Source organism: Mesorhizobium sp. M0615 (assembly GCF_040320805.1).
Classification (GTDB): Bacteria; Pseudomonadota; Alphaproteobacteria; order Rhizobiales; family Rhizobiaceae; genus Mesorhizobium.
Map to the genome: position 1 here is coordinate 337247 of NZ_JAMYQI010000001.1, position 17974 is coordinate 355220.

Sequence of the window (17974 nt, forward strand, 5' to 3'; positions counted from 1 at the left end):
CCGGCAATGCCGCAAATCGGTAATCGGTGTGTCGATACCGGCCTCGGCTTGCGCTAATGTCGCCGCCGCATTGCCGAGGGAGGAACCTTGCCGTGACCGATCAACCTGGCCGGGAGCCGGCGCGCGATCCGCAGGATCTGGAACGTCTGCTGATCGAGCGGCAGTGGGTGGGAGACATTGACGGCATGGTGGCGCTGTTCGAACCCGATGCCGTCATAGACACCGGAGCAGCCGAATTGACGCGTGGCCACGAGGCGATCCGCGCTTTGTTCGAAGCCTTTGCCGAGAGCGGGCGAAAATTCCAGCGCGGCGAGCAGCGCCCGGCGGCCATCAACGGGGACCTCGCGTTGACGTCGACCAGGCTTGCCGACGGCTCGATAACCTCAGAGGTCGCGCGCCGGCAGAGAGATGGCACATGGCTGTGGGTGATCGACCGCTATTCCGTCGCGTGGTGACAGAAACGATACGAGCGATCGGGGGCTAATTGCCGATATGTTCCCTGCCCCGCGCCTGCGCCAGTTCGACCTGGCGCTGGCGCTCGGCATAGCGGGCGCGATCCTCGTCCGAGCGTGCCTCGTAGCAATGCGGGCATGACACGCCGGTGGAAAAATGCGGCGACAGCCGGTCCTCGGGCGTCAGCGGATGCCGACAGGCGCGGCAGAGTTCGGCCTCGCCTTCGGTCAGCCCATGCGACACCGAGACCCGCTCGTCGAAGACGAAACACTCGCCCTGCCACAGGCTGTCTTCGGCCGGGACCTCTTCAAGATATCTGAGGATGCCGCCCTTGAGATGGAACACATCCTCGCAGCCGAGCGACTTCACATAGGCCGTCGCCTTTTCGCAGCGAATGCCGCCGGTGCAGAACATCGCGACCTTGCGGCCGTCGAGTTGGTCGCGGTGTTTTTCCACCCAGGCCGGGAATTCGCGAAAGCTTGACGTGCGTGGATCCACCGCACCCTCGAACGTGCCGATCGACACTTCGTACGCGTTGCGTGTGTCGATGACGATGGTGCCGGGGTCCGAGATCAGCGCGTTCCAGTCGGCCGGCGCGACATAGGTTCCCGCACCCGTCGCCGGGTCGAGGTCTTCGACGCCCATGGTGACGATCTCGCGCTTCAGCCGCACTTTCATGCGATGGAACGGCATTTCGGCGGCAGTGCTGTATTTGACCTCAAGATCGGCAAGACCCTCGATGGCCTCGAGATAAGCGATCAGGTCGGCTATGTCGGTTTCGCTGCCGGCAACCGTGCCGTTGATGCCTTCCTGCGCCAGAAGCAATGTGCCCTTGATGCCGCGCCCGCAGCAGAAGGCGGCAAGTGGCGTGCGCAAGACCCGCAGCGCGTCGAAGTCGCCCAGCCTCGCAAATTTGTAGAGCGCAGCGACGCGCACGGGTTCATGGTTGGTCATCGCCAAGCCACTAGACCGTGGTCAAAGCGGATTCAAGGCAGAGCTAAAGACACCTTGTCGGTATTCGCCAGCAGGCTCGTTGGCCGACATGTGACATCGCGGCAGGCCGGGTTTCGTGGACTCGGAATCGGCCTTCTGCTAATCGGTTGAAATCACCCGGGGAGAGACAAGCCAATGCCCAGCAAGACCGAAAAGCTCCTGGCGCTGCTCAACGGCCAGCCGGTCATTCCGGTGCTGAAGATCGCCAATGTCGCGGACGCCGTCCCGCTCGCCCGGGCGCTGGCCGCCGGCGGCCTGCCGGCAATCGAGATCACGTTGAGAACCGCCGATGCGCTGGAAGCGATCCGCCGCGTCGCCGGTGAGGTCGAGGGCGCCATTGTCGGCGCCGGCACAATTCTCGATGCCAAGCAGTTCGACGAGGCAGCGGCCGCTGGCTCGAAATTCATCGTCAGCCCCGGCATCACGCGAGAGTTGCTGGCGGCGGCCAAGGACAGCGACGTTCCCTTGCTGCCCGGCGCCATCACGCCCGGCGAGATCATGGCTGCCCGCGAGGCCGGCCTGCGGTTCCTGAAATTCTTCCCGGCCGAACAATCCGGCGGCATCGCCTCGCTGAAGGCCTTTGCCTCGCCGCTGGCCGACGTGAAATTCTGCCCGACCGGCGGCATCTCGGCCAAGAACGCGGCCGACTATCTCAGCCTGTCCAACGTTATCTGCGTCGGCGGCTCGTGGGTGGCGCCGGACGAGTTGGTCAAGGCCGGCAAGTGGGATGAGATCGAGGCGCTCGCACAGACCGCGAGCAAGCTCGGAAAATAACCTCCGCTACTTTATCTTTGCGCAATTCCCCAGGGAAACGCTCCGCGCTTTTCCCGGCAAATCGTTTCACACTGTTCCTGGATTGCTCTCGGCACAAGAAACCCGGCCAGCTTGCGCCGACGGGGGTTGCTACGCATTGAGATTTTGGTTCCCGCTCATGGGCTCGAACCACGATTCACGCCTTCAAAGGGCGCTGTCCTACCATTAGACGAAGCGGGAATGCAGGCTGGTGGTTAGCATTCCGGGACGCTAGAAGCCAGTGCTGGAGATTCGCCAACAGCAAAAAGCCGCGCCGGTTGCCCAGCGCGGCTTCGATGTTTACCCCGTCGAGCTCTTACTTCGTCTGGAAGCGGGCGACCGAAAGGAATTTTACGGCATTGCCGGTGAAGCGGTTGGCATCGGCCATCTGGTTGTCCGCCTGGAAGCCTGCGGTGTAGACCTCGCTCGGCGGCGTATGCACGATGTTGTAGGCATAGCGCGGCGCAGTCGTCGGGCTGGAAACGGTGGCGATGTTGTCGCCGCTGCTCAGCGCCCAGCGCGCCGCCTGCGGTTCGGCCGCCACCACCACTGCCTTCGGTCCTGGCTTCAGGTCGCGAGCCGAAGCCCTTGCTTCCTTGCGTGTCGTCTTGACGCCGGCGCCGATCACCGAGGCTGGATCGGTACCGGCGGGACGGGCAGCAATAGCACCGCGCGGCGATGCGGCATCGACACCTGACGGATCGTTGAACGCCGAGCGAGGCTCGAGCGACGCAACCTGATAGTCGTCGGTAGCACCGGCTGTATCGGCGGCGCTGGCCTGTTCGAGAACCGCCTTGACCTCGTCCGGACGCTGCGACGGCAGCACCGAGAACGCGTCGGTTGCGGTCTGCTTGTGGGCAGCCGTATCGGCCAGCGCCAGCAGAACGCCCTTGTCCTGCGGCGCAAGCTCAGCCGGCGGCGAAGAGCGGTCGGGACGCCAGGTCGGCAACGGGACGTTGACCGCGACCTGCGCCGGAGCGGCAGCTTGATCGGCCCCCTGGTCGGCATTGCTCGCATCGGCCGTGCCGAACGGCACATTGGCCGGCGCCTGCGCCGTCGCCACCGTCTGTTCGGTGGTGGCATCGGCCACGCCGAACGGCACGGTCTCAGGTTGTTGCGCGCCGACATCGGCCTTCGGCCGCGGTGCGAAAGCGGGCAGCGGCACTTCCTTGGCGGGCAGCGCGGCGATGATCGTCTCCGGCGTGTCCTGCGGCTCCGAATCGTCAGCGCTGTCGTCGGCAAGCTGCGGAATGTTGGCGCGCTTGGCGTTCTGCGGCGACACGATCGCGATGCCAGGCAGATTGCTGTTGTTGTTGCTCGTGGCAGCCAGCACCGGCTTCACGCTTCTCGGCGGCGGCGCGGCGGTAGCGACATCGGCGCTGTCGTCGGCTTCGTCTTCACCGCCACCGCCAAAGAACGCGGACAGGAAGCCACCGGATTTCTTGGTGCTGCCGCCTGCGCTGGCCATCATGATGGCAGGAGAACCGGCGCCCTTGCGCGCCTTGTAGGAGGCGAGCGCCTGGTCATAACCCGGCAACGGCCTGCCGTCGCTCGGCACATGCAGCGTCTTGCCATTGGGGAACAGGCTGACCAGTTCCTGGCGGCTGATGCCTGGCCAATGCCGCACATTGCCGACGTCCATGTGGACGAAGGGCGAACCGGACGACGGATAGTAGCCGACGCCGCCGCCCTGCATCTTCAGGCCGATGTTGCGCAGCTTTTTCAGCGGCACACCCGGAATGTAGAAGTCCATCGCCTTGCCCAGCATATGCTGGCTTTCCTTGGCGACACCGCGGCTGCGGCTGCGCAGCATCGAATTGGTCGACGGCGAGCGATAGCCGCAGACGACCTGGATATAGTCGGTGGCGCCGGCCTGCCGGTAAGCTTCCCACACCAGATCGAGCAGGCGCGGATCCATCTTGGTCGGTTCGTTGCGACGCCAGTCGCGCAGGATGATGTTGATCTTCCTGAGGCCTGCCGGATCGTAGCGGCCATTGCGCTTGTAGACGATCTCGGCCTTTTCGTGCGTGTGGAGGTGATAGAGCTTGAGCGAGCGCGTTTCAGCGCTAGCGCCGGCAGCAGTTGCGGCGAGGAAAGCGAACGCAACGATCAACGCTGCCAGCCATCTCGGCCAGACGCCCATGTGATCGCGCCGCCCGTTTCTGTGTCGTTCGACTTTGTTCAAATCAAAAGGCCTTGCAGGCTGCCGTTTGTCCCCGGATTTGTCCAAACGGATGCGTGGTTCTCACATCCGAATATCGATCCTAATGGTTAATCATCGCTTATTGAAGCCGAAATGCGGTAACACCGTGGCGATATCCCGTCAAAAATAATACACAGGATTTCTTGGTAAACTGCTGGTTTAGATCAAGATTCAGCCTTTTCCCGCTACACGATCTGTTACCGCTGGCCTTAATGCGTGAACAACGCTGTCCGCATCAGCCATATTCCCGCCCCAACCGCTTATGCAGCGCCGGATGTGGCATGGCAAGCTGGTCCCGGCCTTGCGTTGGCAAGCTGTGGAATCGGCGTTCAGGAGGCAAGGCGGTCGAGGCGGCCGGTTTCCGGGTCGATGCCGTATTCCTTGAGCTTGCGGTAGAGCGTCGAGCGGCCGATGCCGAGACGCCGTGCGACCTCGCTCATCTGGCCGTTGTAATGGTCGATGGCGAGCTTGATCATTTCGAGTTCGACATCGGCCAGCGCACGCACATTGCCACGCTCGTCCAGCGCCCTCAATGTGCCGAAACGCTGAAGCAACCTGGCCGGAGGGGCGAGCTCGGCAGCTGCAGTACCGGCGTCATCAGTCTGCGCGCCATCGCCTTGCGATCCGGTGCTCAAGGCCATGCCGGGGTCCGACAAGGACGCATTGGCGTCGAGATTGACGGTGCCGTCGACCTGCGCCCGGATCTGCGGAAATTCGTCAGTCGTGAGCACATCGCCTTCGGCAAGCACCGAGGCCCTGAACACGGCGTTTTCCAGCTGCCTGATGTTTCCCGGCCAATCATAGGCCTGCAGCATGGCCAGTGCGGCATCCGAGATGCCGTGCAGGCGATTGCCCGCCGGCGCCACCTTGTCCATGAAATGCTTGACCAGATAGGGGATGTCGTCGCGGCGGTCGCGCAGCGGCGGCACGACGATCGGGTAAACGTTGAGCCGGTAGAACAGGTCCTCGCGAAACTTGCCATCCTTGACCTCCTGCAGAAGGTTGCGGTGCGTGGCCGAGATCAGCCTGATGTCGACCCTGACGGTGGAACGGCCGCCGACCGGATCGACCTCGCCATCCTGCACGGCGCGCAACAGCTTGACCTGCACGTCGAGCGGCAGGTCGCCGATCTCATCCAGGAACAGGGTGCCCGAATGCGCCTCGACGAACTTGCCGGTGTGCTTTTCGGTGGCGCCGGTGAACGAACCTTTTTCGTGACCGAACAGGATCGATTCGACCAGATTGTCGGGGATGGCGCCGCAATTGACGGTGACGAACGGTTTTGTGCGGCGTTCGCCGCTGCCCTGGATGGCGCGCGCCACCAATTCCTTGCCGACGCCCGATTCGCCCTCGATCAGGATCGGGATGTTGGAGGCCGCAGCCTTCTGGCCGAGGCGGATCACCCGGTCCATCGCCGGGCTATGCGTGATCATGTCCTTGAAGGTCAGATGGCCGCCCCGACGCCGCGACGTGCGCTTGACCTCGTCCTCGACCGCCTCGACCTTGAGCGCGTTGCCGATCGCGGTCTGCAGCCGGTCGGGAGACGCCGGCTTGACGACAAAATCGAAGGCGCCGTGGCGCATCGCCGAGACCACCGTTTCGATGCCGCCCTGCGCAGTCTGCACAATGACGGGAACAGTGATGCCGCGCTCGCGCATCGCCTTCAGCACGCCGATGCCGTCGAGGCCCGGCATGACAAGGTCGAGGATGACTGCCGAAATATCCCTCGCATTGGGTCCGTCAAGCGCGCTCAGACCGGCCTCGCCGCCATCGGCAACGATGGCGCTGTGGCCGAATTTCGTCACCGCCGCCTCGAGCAGCCGGCGCTGCACGGGATCGTCATCGACTATAAGAATGGAACCTGTCATGACTGATTTGAGTTGCCCGCCTGGGAAATTCCCATGGATCATCTTGGCACAGGGTTCTAAACAAGGTTTCAAAAAACCCGGTGAACGAATTCCTTAGGATTTGACCGGCTTGTCCTTTCCCCTTGATTCCAGAAGGTAATTGTTGATGAGCAGGATTCTCGGTCGGCAGCTTGCGGCGGTAGCGTCCGGTCAGGGCGCGGCGGAACTCGGCGACCTGCCGGAATGGAATCTCGCCGATCTTTATTCCGGCATGGAGGCGCCCGAACTGAAGCGCGACCTTGCCAAGGCGGCGGCCGATGCCGTCGCCTTCGAGAACCGCTGGAAGGGCACACTGGCTGCGGAGGCCGGGCGCGGAAGCGCCGGCAGGCTTGGCGAGGCGCTGACAGCCTATGAGGCGCTGGAGGAACTGATCGGCCGCATCGTCTCCTATGCCGGCCTGATCTATGCCGGCAACACCGCCGATCCGCAGCGCGCAAAGCTCTATGGCGACATCCAGGAAAAGATGACCGACGCCAGCGCGCATCTTCTGTTCTTCGCGCTGGAGCTGAACCTGATCGACGACAAGGCGCTCGAAGCAGCCCTCGCCGCCGACGCCGGCTTTGCCCATTACCGCCCCTGGGTGCTCGACCTCAGAATGGACAAACCCTACCAGCTCGAGGACCGGGTCGAGCAGCTGTTCCATGAGAAATCGATCACCGGACGCGGTGCCTGGAACCGGCTGTTCGACGAGACGATGACCGATCTGCGCTTCGACATAGACGGCGAGGAACTGACGCTGGAGCCGGCGCTGAACCGCCTGCAGGACGCCGATGGCGAGGTCCGCCGCCGCGCCTCCGAAGCGCTGGCCACAACCTTCCGCAAGAGCCTGCGCACCTTCACGCTGATCACCAACACGCTGGCCAAGGACAAGGAGATTTCCGACCGCTGGCGCGGCTTCGAGGACATCGCCGATTCACGCCATCTCGCCAACCGTGTCGAGCGCAGCGTGGTCGATGCGCTGGCGTCGGCCGTGCGCGAAGCCTATCCGCGCCTGTCGCATCGCTACTACGCGATGAAGGCGCGCTGGCTCGGCATGGAGGTGATGAACCACTGGGACCGCAACGCCCCCTTGCCCGAGACGCCGCAGGCCGTGATCCCTTGGGACGACGCCAGGAACACCGTGCTGTCGGCCTATCAGCGCTTCTCCCCCGATATGGCGGAGATCGCCCGCGTCTTCTTCGACCGCAACTGGATCGACGCGCCGGTCAGGCCCGGCAAGTCGCCCGGCGCCTTCGCCCATCCGACCGTGCCTTCGGCGCACCCTTACGTGCTGCTCAACTACATGGGCAAGCCGCGCGATGTGATGACGCTGGCGCATGAACTCGGCCACGGCGTGCATCAGGTGCTGGCCGGCCGCCAGGGCGCCCTGATGGCTTCGACGCCGCTGACGTTGGCCGAGACGGCCTCGGTATTCGGCGAGATGCTGACCTTCCGTTCGCTGCTCGACCAGACCACCGACAAGCGCGAGCGCAAGGCGATGCTCGCCCAGAAGGTCGAGGACATGATCAACACGGTCGTGCGCCAGATCGCCTTCTACGAGTTCGAGCGCAAGGTGCATGCAGAGCGCAAGAACGGCGAACTAACCTCCGACAAGCTCGGCCAGTTCTGGCTCGAGGTGCAGGCAGAAAGCCTGGGGCCGGCGATCAAGCTGCGCGAGGGCTATGAGGTCTTCTGGACCTACATCCCGCACTTCGTCCACTCCCCCTTCTACGTCTACGCCTATGCCTTTGGCGACTGCCTGGTGAACTCGCTCTACGCGGTCTACCAGAACGCCGAGCACGGCTTCCAGGATAAGTATTTCGAGATGCTGCGCGCTGGTGGCACAAAGCATCACTCCGAACTTCTCGCCCCCTTCGGCCTCGACGCCACCGACCCCGCCTTCTGGCAGATCGGGCTTGGCGTGATCGGCGGCCTGATCGACGAGTTGGAAGCGCTCGACAGTTAATGCGCGCACCCATTGGACCGATGGCGCAGAGTGGCAGGTTCAGCAGCGGCCTCGACTTTGCAGAATCAGTTTAGCCGGAATGCATGTGACGGCAGCTCTGTTCTTGTTCTAAATATCTGTTCTTGAATAACTCTCCGGCGAAAATTCCGTTAGCTTTCCCGAAGCCGTATGATAGCTTTCCGACTGAAGCTCAGCCGGGCGCGCGGCTTAAGGCCGGACAGTATCCCGGCCCATGGCAGCGGTCTGACGAATGCGACAGCGACGGTTGGCAATGGGCGGAAAGCCGAACGCCGACACTCGACGACAGACCGGCTGTTCCCTGAGCCGCCGAACCACATTGGATGATCCGATCTGCCAAGGTCATGACTTGGGACGGCGGCGGACGGATCCGACTGGAGAGAGACGATGACCTTCTTTTACATTGTCCTGGCGTTCCTTGTAGGTGTGTTGGTTGGCTGGTTTATCTGGGGCCGGCTGCGCGGCGAACTCGACAGCCTGCGCGGCGATCTCGACCGCACCCGCAGCGAGCGTGACAGACTGCGCGCCGACGCCGATCGCCTGACTGGCGAACTCGACGCCTGCGGCAAGACCCGCGCCGATCTCGAACGCCGGCTGCGTGAAACATCGGCTCCATCCGCCAAGCCTTCAAGTTCGGCGCCGGCCGCGCTGGTATCGACAGCGGCAACGGCCAAGTCCGCCCCGGCCGCGAAACCGGCCCCCGCCAAACCCGCCGCGGCCAAACCAGCTGCGGCCAAATCCGCGGCCGCAAAACCAGCGGCCAGCAAACCTGCCGCCGCCAAGGCCGCGCCCAAAGCCGCTGCTTCAAAGCCCGCCGCCGTCCCGAAGAAGGCCGCCCCGGCAGCTGGGAAGGCCGATAATCTGCGCCGCCTGATCGGTATCGGCCCGGTCAACGACAAACTGCTCAAGGGCCTTGGCGTCACGACCTACGCGCAGATCGCCGGCTGGACCGCGGCCGACGTCAAGCGCATCGAGGACACGCTGAATTTCGACGGCCGCATCGCTCGCGAAAAGTGGGTCGAGCAGGCCAAGCTGCTTGCCGCCGGCGACGAAAAGGAGTTCGCACGCCAATTCCCGAGCGCCGGGACCGCCAACAACAGCTGATCCGTCATCGGCAACATAACCAGAAGGCGGCGCTCTCGGGCGCCGTCTTTGTTTTTGCATTCGCCACTGTCTTTGCGCCCTGCGACGCCGCTCCCTCGATTGCACGCCGCCCGGCCCCCATATAGAGCGGTTCTGGCGTCATCGACCGCAGTACCCGAGCCCCATGCCCCTGCCCTCTGCCATTTTCCGCAACGATGAAAGCGGCCGTCAGTTGGTCTTCGACCACCCGGCCGACATCATCATTGCCTATGATGCCAAGGATTTTCTGCCGGCGCTGGCGGCTGCGCAGGCGGCGAGCGATGCCGGCAAATGGCTGGCCGGCTATTTCTCCTACGAAGCGGGCTATCTGCTCGAACCGAAACTCGTGCCGCTGCTGCCTGAAGGCCGGCGCGCGCCATTGGTTTGTCTGGGTGTCTTCGATGCTCCGGCCGAAGAGGCCGTGCCGCGCAACGATGCGCCGGCCACCAATGGCCCCATCTTCGACGCCAGGGCCAGTTGGTCCGCTCAGGACTACGCCAAACGCTTCGCGCGCCTTCACGACCACATCCGCAAGGGCGACTGCTACCAAGGCAACCTGACCTTTCCGGTCCGTGCCCAATGGTCGGGCGATCCGGTTGCTGCCTTCGACGCACTGACAGGACGCCAGCCGGTCAAGTATGGCGCACTGATTTCGCTCGGCGATCCCATCGTCTTATCGCGTTCGCCCGAGCTGTTCTTCGAGATCAATGCCTTAGGCATGATCGAAACCCATCCGATGAAGGGCACCGCACCGCGCGGCGCGACCAAGGCCGAGGACGCGCGGTTGAAGTCCTTCTTGCGCAGCGACGAAAAGAACCAGGCCGAGAACCGGATGATCGTCGATCTCCTGCGCAATGACATCTCACTGATCAGCGAGGTCGGCACGCTGGAAGTCCCGGAACTGTTCCGCATCGAGAGCTACCCGACCGTCCACCAGATGGTGAGCCGTGTGCGGGCGAAGCTTCTGCCTGATCTCGGCATCCGCCAAATCTTTGGCGCGCTGTTTCCCTGCGGCTCGATCACCGGCGCGCCGAAAATCCGCGCGATGGAAATCCTGCACGAGCTGGAAGACACACCGCGCGACGTCTATTGCGGCGCCATCGGCTGGATCGCGCCTGGCGGCATGATGCGCTTTTCGGTGGCGATCCGCACTATATCGCTCTTTTCCAGTGGCGAGGCCGTTTACAATGTCGGCGGCGGCGTCGTCTTCGATTCGACGGCGCAAGGGGAGTATCAGGAGTGTCTGCTGAAGGCGCGCTTCGCGACGGGGACACCGCCGATTTCGAGCTGATCGAGACGATGCGCTGGGAGCCCGGCCAGGGCTTTCTGCGCTTCGAACGCCATCTCGCACGCCTTTACGGCTCGGCGGAAGAACTCGGCTTTGCCTGCGATCCGCAGCGGATCGGCGAGGTGCTGGCGAATACTATCGGGGCGCAGCAGACGGCGCTGCGCACCCGGCTCGTCCTGCAGCGCAATGGCGAGGTGACGGCTTCTGTTCAGCCTTACGAGCCACTCGCCGCCGACAAGGTCTGGCGGCTGCGACTGGCGCGGGTCCGGCTCTCCTCCACCGACACGCTGCTGCGCCACAAGACCGGCCGGCGGCAAGTCTACACTCACGCCCGCTCCGAATATCTGATCACCCAGGCCGACGAAGTGTTGCTCGCAAATGAGCGCAGTGAAATCTGCGAAGGCACCATCACCAACGTCTTCGCCGATTTCGGTGATGGCATGCTGATGACACCCAGGCTCGACTGCGGCCTGCTGCCTGGCGTATTGCGCGCCGAGTTGCTGGACGAAGGCCGCGCCCAGGAGGCGATCTACAGCTATGACGAGTTGAAATCCGCCAAAACACTGTTCGTCGGCAATTCTCTGCGCGGCTTGATCCCGGCAACATTGGCCTGATACGAAGCGGCTGCGAGAATAACCGCCGGCATTGGACACTTTCTAGCGAAGCATGAATTCTCGTCAGCCCACGCACACGCCCTATGATGGCTCCTCAAAGCTCTTCACCATCGGGCTGAAGCCGCTCGAACTCGACAAGTGGATCGAGGTCGACCGGTATCTCTTCGACCATCTCGCCGAAAAGCGCCGGCTGTATGCCGAAATTCCCGACAAGGTGTTTGTCGAGGAAGACGGCACGCGCGACGCCCAGCGCGAAGTGGGCGGCCTCATCGAAGCACATCTGCTGTCGACATTTCCCGGGATGTACCGGCGCACCAATGCCGGGGTTGAGGTCATTGGCGCCAAAGCCGACTCTGACGCCACCTTCCCCGATGCCCCGCTGGTCGCAGCGTCGCTGCTCGTTCAGGAAGACCTGATCCTGATGCGCCGTGACGACACCGGCTGGCGGCTCGCCGCCGGCTCGCTGTGTTTCCCGTCATCCTGGTCGCTGGTCGAAAAATTCGGCCGGCCGCTGCAGCAGATCCACGCACCGGTGCCGGGCTTCGGTCCGGGCACCAGGCCGGCCGAGCTCATCAACCGCATGTTCGACGGCCTGCAGGGTCAGGCCGTCGAACGCTTCAACTGGTCGATCCAGGCCGGCGAAGCGCTCTATCATCCGCTCTCCAATGTCGAGCGCATCGACCGTGCCACCAACCGCCCCTCGCGATTTCCCGACGGCGACGTCAACGCCCACGCCTTCATCCGCGTCGAGCGCCAGACGCTGCGCAAACTGCCTCTGTCGCGCGACATCCTGTTCACCATCCGCATCCATCTCGACCCGCTGAAAGTGCTGGCGCGGCATCCCGACCGGGCAACGCTTGCCGCCTCTTTCGCGGCGCAATTGCAGGCGCTGGATGAGGCTCAACTCGACTATAAGGGGATGACATCAGACCGTGACCGGCTGGTGCAACGCCTGCAAACCATGGCTCAGGAGTGACGATGATCCGACATGTTCTGAAGCTAGCCGTCCTGCTCGGTGCATTGCTGGCGTTGCCGGCAACAGCGCATGCGGAACCGGTGACCTATGCGGGGAAGCTCGGCAACATCGACATCGTCGTCGAGTTTACCGGTGATCCGGCGACGGCTGGAGAGGCACTGGCGGGCCGCTATTTCTACCGCTCCAAGGGCGTCGATATTCCTCTGCAGGCGAAGTCGAGCAAGGGCGCCACCTTTCAATTGGCCGAGGAAGAAGCCTGCGATGCCAAGAAGTGCGGCGACGGCCAGGCTCCACCCATCGGCGCCGTCTGGCGATTGAGTTCCGCCGACAATGGCAAGACGCTGGAAGGCACCTGGACGGCCAAAAAGACCCTGCCGCTGAAGCTGACAAGGATCGCCAGCCGTGCCCAGACGGAGACGCCGGCGACGACGCCACGCGATCTCTATGATTTCACCGACATGACATTCTCGGGTGACGATGCGCCGATCACCATGGCGGCATCGCCCTACGACTATCTCAAGCTGGATTTCGCGCCCGAGGCAGACGCCAAGGAAGGTTGGCCGGATGCAGCCTACAACTATGTCACCGATCCACGCACCAAATTCGCCAGGCCGCGCATCGTCGATCTCGCCGGCGGCGCGCCGATCGAAGCCGCCAATGCCTTGCTGCAGAACCGCCATTGGCATGACAGCCTCAGCGCCTTGACGTGCGCGGCGCTGCAATACGCCGGCTTCCACGATGGACCACCGATGGAGGGCATGGATGACGATTCGCTTGGCGGCTATGAAGACTCGACGTTCAAAGTTACGTCATTGACGCCGAAGCTGATGAGTTGGTCCGAATCCGGCAGCCTCTATTGCGGCGGTGCGCATCCGAACAACTATTCCGACGCCTATGTCATGGACGTGCGCCGTGGCGCCTTGCTTACCCTTCAGGACATGTTTTCCGATACGGTCGACGGCAAGCCAGGCCCCTCGCTGGCCACCTTCGTCAAAGAGAAGCGCAAGAAGCCCAGCGACCAGACCGAGGTGGATTACGAGGCCGAATGCGGCATCGACGATTTGATCGGCGACTTTCTCGGCGCCAGCCTGAAGCGCGATGGCGACAGGCAGGTTCTGGTCTTCGGCCTGCAAGGTTTGCCCAACGTCATCCAGGCTTGCGGCGGCGATCTCGTTGAAATGCCGGTCTCCGAAGCACAAGCGCTGTTCACACCGGAATTCGCGAAACTGCTCGAACCGTAGGCGTATCTGCGCGGCCGGGAACTAACCTTATCCCTGCTTTTCGCTTTATTGTGACAATGATCTATGGTTTGTCGCGCGGCGGTCGAACGGCCGTTTTGGCGCGTTGCTTGAAGGAGTGCTCGATAAAATGGCGAATGAAAACTGGCCCGTTTACGGTGAAATCACCGGCCCTGTCGTGATGATCGGCTTTGGTTCGATCGGACGGGGAACGCTGCCTCTGATCAAGCGCCATTTCAAATTCGACAAGTCGCGCATGACGGTCATCGACCCGCTCGACACCGACCGCAAGCTGCTCGACGAGCGCGGCATCGCCTTCGTCCAGGAGCACGTGACCGAGAAAAACTACAAGAAACTGCTGACGCCGCTTTTGACCAATGGCGGCGGCCAGGGCTTTTGCATCAATCTGTCGGTCGATACCGGCTCGGTCGACCTGATGCGGCTCTGCCGCAAGCTCGGCGTGCTCTACATCGACACCGTCGTCGAGCCGTGGCTCGGCTTCTATTTCGACGCCAAGGCCGACAATGCCAGCCGCACCAACTACGCGCTGCGCGAAGCCTTGATCAAGGAGAAGCACGACAAGCCCGGCGGCGCTACCGCGGTTTCGACCTGTGGCGCCAATCCGGGCATGGTCTCGTGGTTCGTCAAGCAGGCGCTGCTGAACCTTGCCGGCGACCTCGGCCTCGAGTTTTCCGAACCGGCGCAGGACGACCGTGACGGCTGGGCGAAGCTGATGAAGAAGGCCGGCGTCAAGGGCATCCACATCGCCGAGCGCGACACCCAGCGCACCAAGAAGCCGAAGCCGATGAACGTGTTTTGGAACACTTGGTCGGTCGAGGGTTTCATCTCGGAAGGGCTGCAGCCGGCCGAGCTCGGCTGGGGCACGCATGAGAGATGGATGCCGAAGAACGGCAAGGAGCACAAGCATGGCTCCAAGGCTGCGATCTATCTCGAACAGCCCGGCGCCAACACCCGCGTGCGCTCTTGGTGCCCGACGCCGGGCGCGCAATACGGTTTCCTGGTGACGCACAATGAGGCGATCTCGATCGCCGACTTCTTCACCGTGCGGTCGAAGAAGGGCAAGGTGCAATACCGCCCGACCTGCCACTATGCCTATCACCCCTGCAACGACGCCGTGCTGTCACTCCACGAAATGTTCGGCGCTGCCGGCAAGCCGCAGCCGGTCCACCATGTGCTTGACGAAAACGAGCTGGTCGACGGCGTGGACGAGCTTGGCGTGCTGCTCTACGGCCATGCCAAGAACGCCTACTGGTACGGTTCGCAGCTGTCGCTGGCCGAAGCCCGCAAGCTGGCGCCCTACCAGAACGCTACCGGCATGCAGGTCACCTCGGCCGTGCTCGCCGGCATGGTCTGGGCGCTGGAAAACCCCGAAGCCGGCATCGTCGAGGCCGACGAGATGGACTACAAGCGCTGCCTGGAAGTGCAGTCCCAGTATCTCGGACCAGTCAAGGGCTACTACACCGACTGGACGCCGCTCGATAACCGTCCGGGCCTGTTTCCCGAGGACCTCGACAAAAGCGACCCGTGGCAATTCCGCAACATCCTCGTTCGATAGCGGTTCCATACCCCTGCCTCACTGCCTTGCAATCGCCCGGAAATCGGGCGATTGAAGGGATGCGGACGAGAGCAGTGTGCATCCATTTGGACGCACGAGGGACGGCTCTGGAAACTTGAGGCCACGCACATCGTGTTCCCCAAAACGTCGTTTGACGATTGGGCCGATGCGTCAGGAGAGGATTTGATATGACGATTGTGCGCAAAATTCTTTCTGCGGGCGCGGCGGGCGTTCTTGCGACGATGCTTGCCGCCTGCACCACCGGCGGCTCCGACGGGCCACCGATCTCATCGCAGGCGCGAGGCGTCGAAGGCTCATGGCTGAACGCCGAAGGCAAGGCGGTCTCGACATTGAACGGCGGCGTCTTCACCACCGTTTCGGCGGAGACCGGTGAGAAATTCGCTGACGGCAGCTACACCAAGACCGGCGCCACCTCGGTCGAGATCAACGGAACCTCGCTGATCCGGCAGCAGCCAATCGCTTTCAACTGCCTGCTGGTGTCCATAAACCAGCTGAATTGCACCAGCTCCGCCGGGCAGAACTTCGTGCTGACCAGGCGCGGCTGAACCTTTCCCATGCGGCTTTGCGGATGGCGGCGCCGCGATGCCGCCGCCTTTTTTATGCCGGCAAACCGATGCCGGTTATCCGCCCTGATTCTTCTTGCATCGCCACAACCGCGATGTGAACATACCCGAAATGCTGGCTGTTATCCTGCAGTCGGGCAAGAGCGTTAAACGCCTTTGATCATATCCGGGAGACGAAGATGAAGAAGCTCGCCGCCATTGCCGCCCTCTCTGCCTCGACACTCGGCCTGTCGGCCGCACCATCCTTTGCCGACTACACGTTGAACATCCTGCATTTCAACGATTGGCACAGCCGCATCGAAGGCAACAACAAATACGAGTCGACCTGCTCGGCCGAGGAAGAGACCAAGGGTGAGTGCATCGGCGGCGCCGGCCGGCTGGTCACCGCGATCGCACAGGAGCGCAAGAAGCTCGAAGGCCAGAACGTGCTGCTGCTCAATGCCGGCGACAGCTTTCAGGGATCGCTGTTCTACATCACCTACAAGGGCACGGCGGAGGAGGAATTCCTCAATCAGATCAAGCCCGACGCGGTGACGCTCGGCAACCACGAATTCGACGATGGCGAGAGCGCGCTGGTGCCTTATCTCGACAAGGCGAAGTTCCCGATCGTCAGCGCCAATGTCGTGCCCAACGACAAGTCCGGCGCCGCAGGCAAGATCAAGCCGTCGATTGTGCTTGAGGTCGGCGGCCAGAAGATCGGCATTGTCGGCGCCGTGACCAACGACACACCGGAACTCGCCTCTCCCGGCCTCAACATTACCATCGAGGACGACGTCAAGTCGATCACCGCCGAGGTCGAGAAGCTGAAGGCGCAAGGCGTCAACAAGATAATTGCCGTCACCCATATCGGCTACAGGCGCGAGCGCGATGTCATCGCCAAGATCCCGGGCATAGATGTGGTGGTCGGCGGCCACAGCCATTCGCTTCTGTCCAACACCGACCCGAAGGGGGAAGGCCCCTATCCGACGATGGTCGACAACCCCGACGGCTCCAAGGTGCCTGTCGTGCAGGCCGCGTCCTATTCGAAATATCTCGGCGAATTCAAGGTCGTGTTCGACGACAACGGCAACGTCAAGGAAGCCAGCGGCGACCCGATCTTCCTCGACAAGTCGATCATCCCCGATCCGGCCGTTCTTGCCCGCATCAAGGAGCTCGGCGCGCCGATCGAGGCGCTGAAGAACAAGGAAGTGGCCGAGACCACCGAGGCCATCGACGGCAGCCGCGAAAGCTGCCGCACCAAGGAATGCGCGATGGGCAATCTCGTCTCCGACGCCATTCTCGACCGCGTCAAGGGACAGGGCGTCGAGATCGTCGTCTCCAATGGCGGCGGCCTGCGTGCTTCGATCGACAAGGGCACCGTCACCATGGGCGAGGTGCTGACCGTGCTGCCTTTCCAGAACACGCTGGCGACCTTCCAGATTTCCGGCAAGGATCTGGTTGCCGGGCTGGAAAACGGCGTCAGCCAGGTCGAGGACGGCGGCGGCCGCTTCCCGCAGGTGGCAGGTCTCAAATACTCCTTCGACAAGTCGGTCGCGCCCAATGCCGGCCGTGTCAAGTCGGTCGAGGTGATGCAGAACGGTGCCTGGGCGCCGATCAATCCGGACAAGGACTATCTGGTCGCCACCAACAATTACGTCCGCCAGGGCGGCGACGGCTACAAGGTCTTCGCCGAGAAGGCCAAGAACGCCTACGATTACGGCCCCGGCCTCGAACAGGTGGTTGCCGACTATCTCGCGGCGCACCGGCCCTATACGCCGAAGCTCGACGGCCGCATCACCGAGGTCGCGGCAACCGTAGCGGCTGCCCCGGCCGCCGAGCCGGCAAAACCAGCCGAACCGGCACCTGCTCCAGAGGAACCGGCAAAACCGGCCGAGGCTGCACCGGCGGAGCCGGCGATGCCCGCATTGCCGGCAGGCTCCGGCGACATCACCACCACGCCGCCGACTGTCCCGGCGGAAACCGCCCCGGCAACGCCGGCTCCGGCCGAACCGGCAAAACCGGCCGAAGCCGCACCTGCTCCGGCAAAGCCGGCTGACGCCGCCCCGGCCGAAGCCAGCCATGTCATCGTCGCCGGCGATACCTATTGGGATCTCGCCAAGAAGGCCTACGGCGACGGCGCCAAGTGGAAGGTGATCTCCGAGGCCAACAAAGGCTACGAACCACGCCGGCTTCCTGTCGGCGCGACCTTGACCGTTCCGGCGAAGTAACCTCGCTTCGCACTTGCGACCAGCAAAACCCGTCCGGGTAACCGGACGGGTTTTTGGC

Annotated in this window: 14 protein-coding genes and 1 tRNA gene; 11 read left to right on the top strand and 4 right to left on the bottom strand. The window is 63.1% G+C overall.

The genetic code is table 11. From position 1 onward, the window contains the following. The first annotated feature begins 92 nt into the window (after positions 1-92). The gene (locus tag NKI46_RS01715; protein WP_352744452.1) at positions 93-455 is read left to right on the top strand and encodes a YybH family protein; all 363 of its coding nucleotides are present in this window, start codon (positions 93-95) and stop codon (positions 453-455) included. Positions 456-480: 25 nt separating this feature from the next. Here the strand turns inward: NKI46_RS01715 and trhO are convergent, their stop codons facing one another. Next, positions 481-1407, bottom strand: a complete 927-nt coding sequence (gene trhO / locus NKI46_RS01720; protein ID WP_352744455.1) for an oxygen-dependent tRNA uridine(34) hydroxylase TrhO — start codon at positions 1405-1407, stop codon at positions 481-483. Between the two features lie 174 nt (positions 1408-1581). On the opposite strand from trhO, the gene NKI46_RS01725 reads away from it, so the two are divergent. Beyond that, positions 1582-2220 (top strand): 2-dehydro-3-deoxy-phosphogluconate aldolase, encoded by a 639-nt coding sequence (locus NKI46_RS01725; protein WP_352744458.1) that lies wholly within the window; start codon positions 1582-1584, stop codon positions 2218-2220. Positions 2221-2365: 145 nt separating this feature from the next. Here NKI46_RS01725 and NKI46_RS01730 read toward each other — a convergent pair. From NKI46_RS01730 to NKI46_RS01740, 3 genes are all read right to left on the bottom strand, one after another. Beyond that, positions 2366-2439: transfer RNA gene (locus NKI46_RS01730), tRNA-Gln, on the bottom strand. 115 nt (positions 2440-2554) lie between these two features. Then, on the bottom strand, positions 2555-4381 hold the full coding sequence (mepK, locus tag NKI46_RS01735; protein WP_023728404.1) for a peptidoglycan L,D-endopeptidase MepK: 1827 nt from the start codon (positions 4379-4381) through the stop codon (positions 2555-2557). 389 nt (positions 4382-4770) lie between these two features. Then, positions 4771-6309 carry a sigma-54-dependent transcriptional regulator gene (locus NKI46_RS01740; RefSeq protein ID WP_352744461.1) on the bottom strand — a complete coding sequence of 513 codons (1539 nt, stop codon included), beginning with the start codon at positions 6307-6309 and terminating at the stop codon, positions 4771-4773. A gap of 145 nt (positions 6310-6454) precedes the next feature. On the opposite strand from NKI46_RS01740, the gene NKI46_RS01745 reads away from it, so the two are divergent. From NKI46_RS01745 to NKI46_RS01785, 9 genes are all read left to right on the top strand, one after another. Then, positions 6455-8293 (top strand): M3 family oligoendopeptidase, encoded by a 1839-nt coding sequence (locus NKI46_RS01745; protein ID WP_352744463.1) that lies wholly within the window; start codon positions 6455-6457, stop codon positions 8291-8293. A gap of 405 nt (positions 8294-8698) precedes the next feature. Further along, complete coding sequence (locus tag NKI46_RS01750) at positions 8699-9415, top strand: helix-hairpin-helix domain-containing protein (protein WP_352459798.1); 717 nt, start codon at positions 8699-8701, stop codon at positions 9413-9415. A 163-nt stretch (positions 9416-9578) separates the two neighbouring features. After that, positions 9579-10724: an aminodeoxychorismate synthase component I gene (locus NKI46_RS01755; protein ID WP_352459797.1), complete on the top strand. Its 1146-nt coding sequence runs from the start codon at positions 9579-9581 to the stop codon at positions 10722-10724. Continuing rightward, a complete protein-coding gene (locus tag NKI46_RS01760) occupies positions 10673-11335 on the top strand; it encodes an aminotransferase class IV family protein (RefSeq protein WP_031253204.1) in 663 nt (220 codons plus the stop codon). Before NKI46_RS01755 ends, NKI46_RS01760 begins: the two co-directional genes overlap by 52 nt. A 52-nt stretch (positions 11336-11387) precedes the next feature. Continuing rightward, the gene (locus NKI46_RS01765) at positions 11388-12311 is read left to right on the top strand and encodes a heme-dependent oxidative N-demethylase family protein (protein ID WP_352744468.1); all 924 of its coding nucleotides are present in this window, start codon (positions 11388-11390) and stop codon (positions 12309-12311) included. Positions 12312-12313: 2 nt separating this feature from the next. Then, entirely contained in the window at positions 12314-13552 is a 1239-nt protein-coding gene (locus tag NKI46_RS01770) for a hypothetical protein (protein ID WP_023737646.1), read from the top strand. A gap of 127 nt (positions 13553-13679) precedes the next feature. Next, entirely contained in the window at positions 13680-15125 is a 1446-nt protein-coding gene (locus tag NKI46_RS01775; protein WP_352459796.1) for a homospermidine synthase, read from the top strand. A gap of 188 nt (positions 15126-15313) precedes the next feature. Then, positions 15314-15691: an Omp10 family outer membrane lipoprotein gene (locus NKI46_RS01780; protein ID WP_023686405.1), complete on the top strand. Its 378-nt coding sequence runs from the start codon at positions 15314-15316 to the stop codon at positions 15689-15691. 197 nt (positions 15692-15888) lie between these two features. Next, positions 15889-17916, top strand: coding sequence for a 5'-nucleotidase C-terminal domain-containing protein (locus NKI46_RS01785; RefSeq protein WP_352744471.1), 2028 nt, complete (start codon positions 15889-15891; stop codon positions 17914-17916). The last annotated feature ends 58 nt before the right edge of the window (positions 17917-17974 follow it).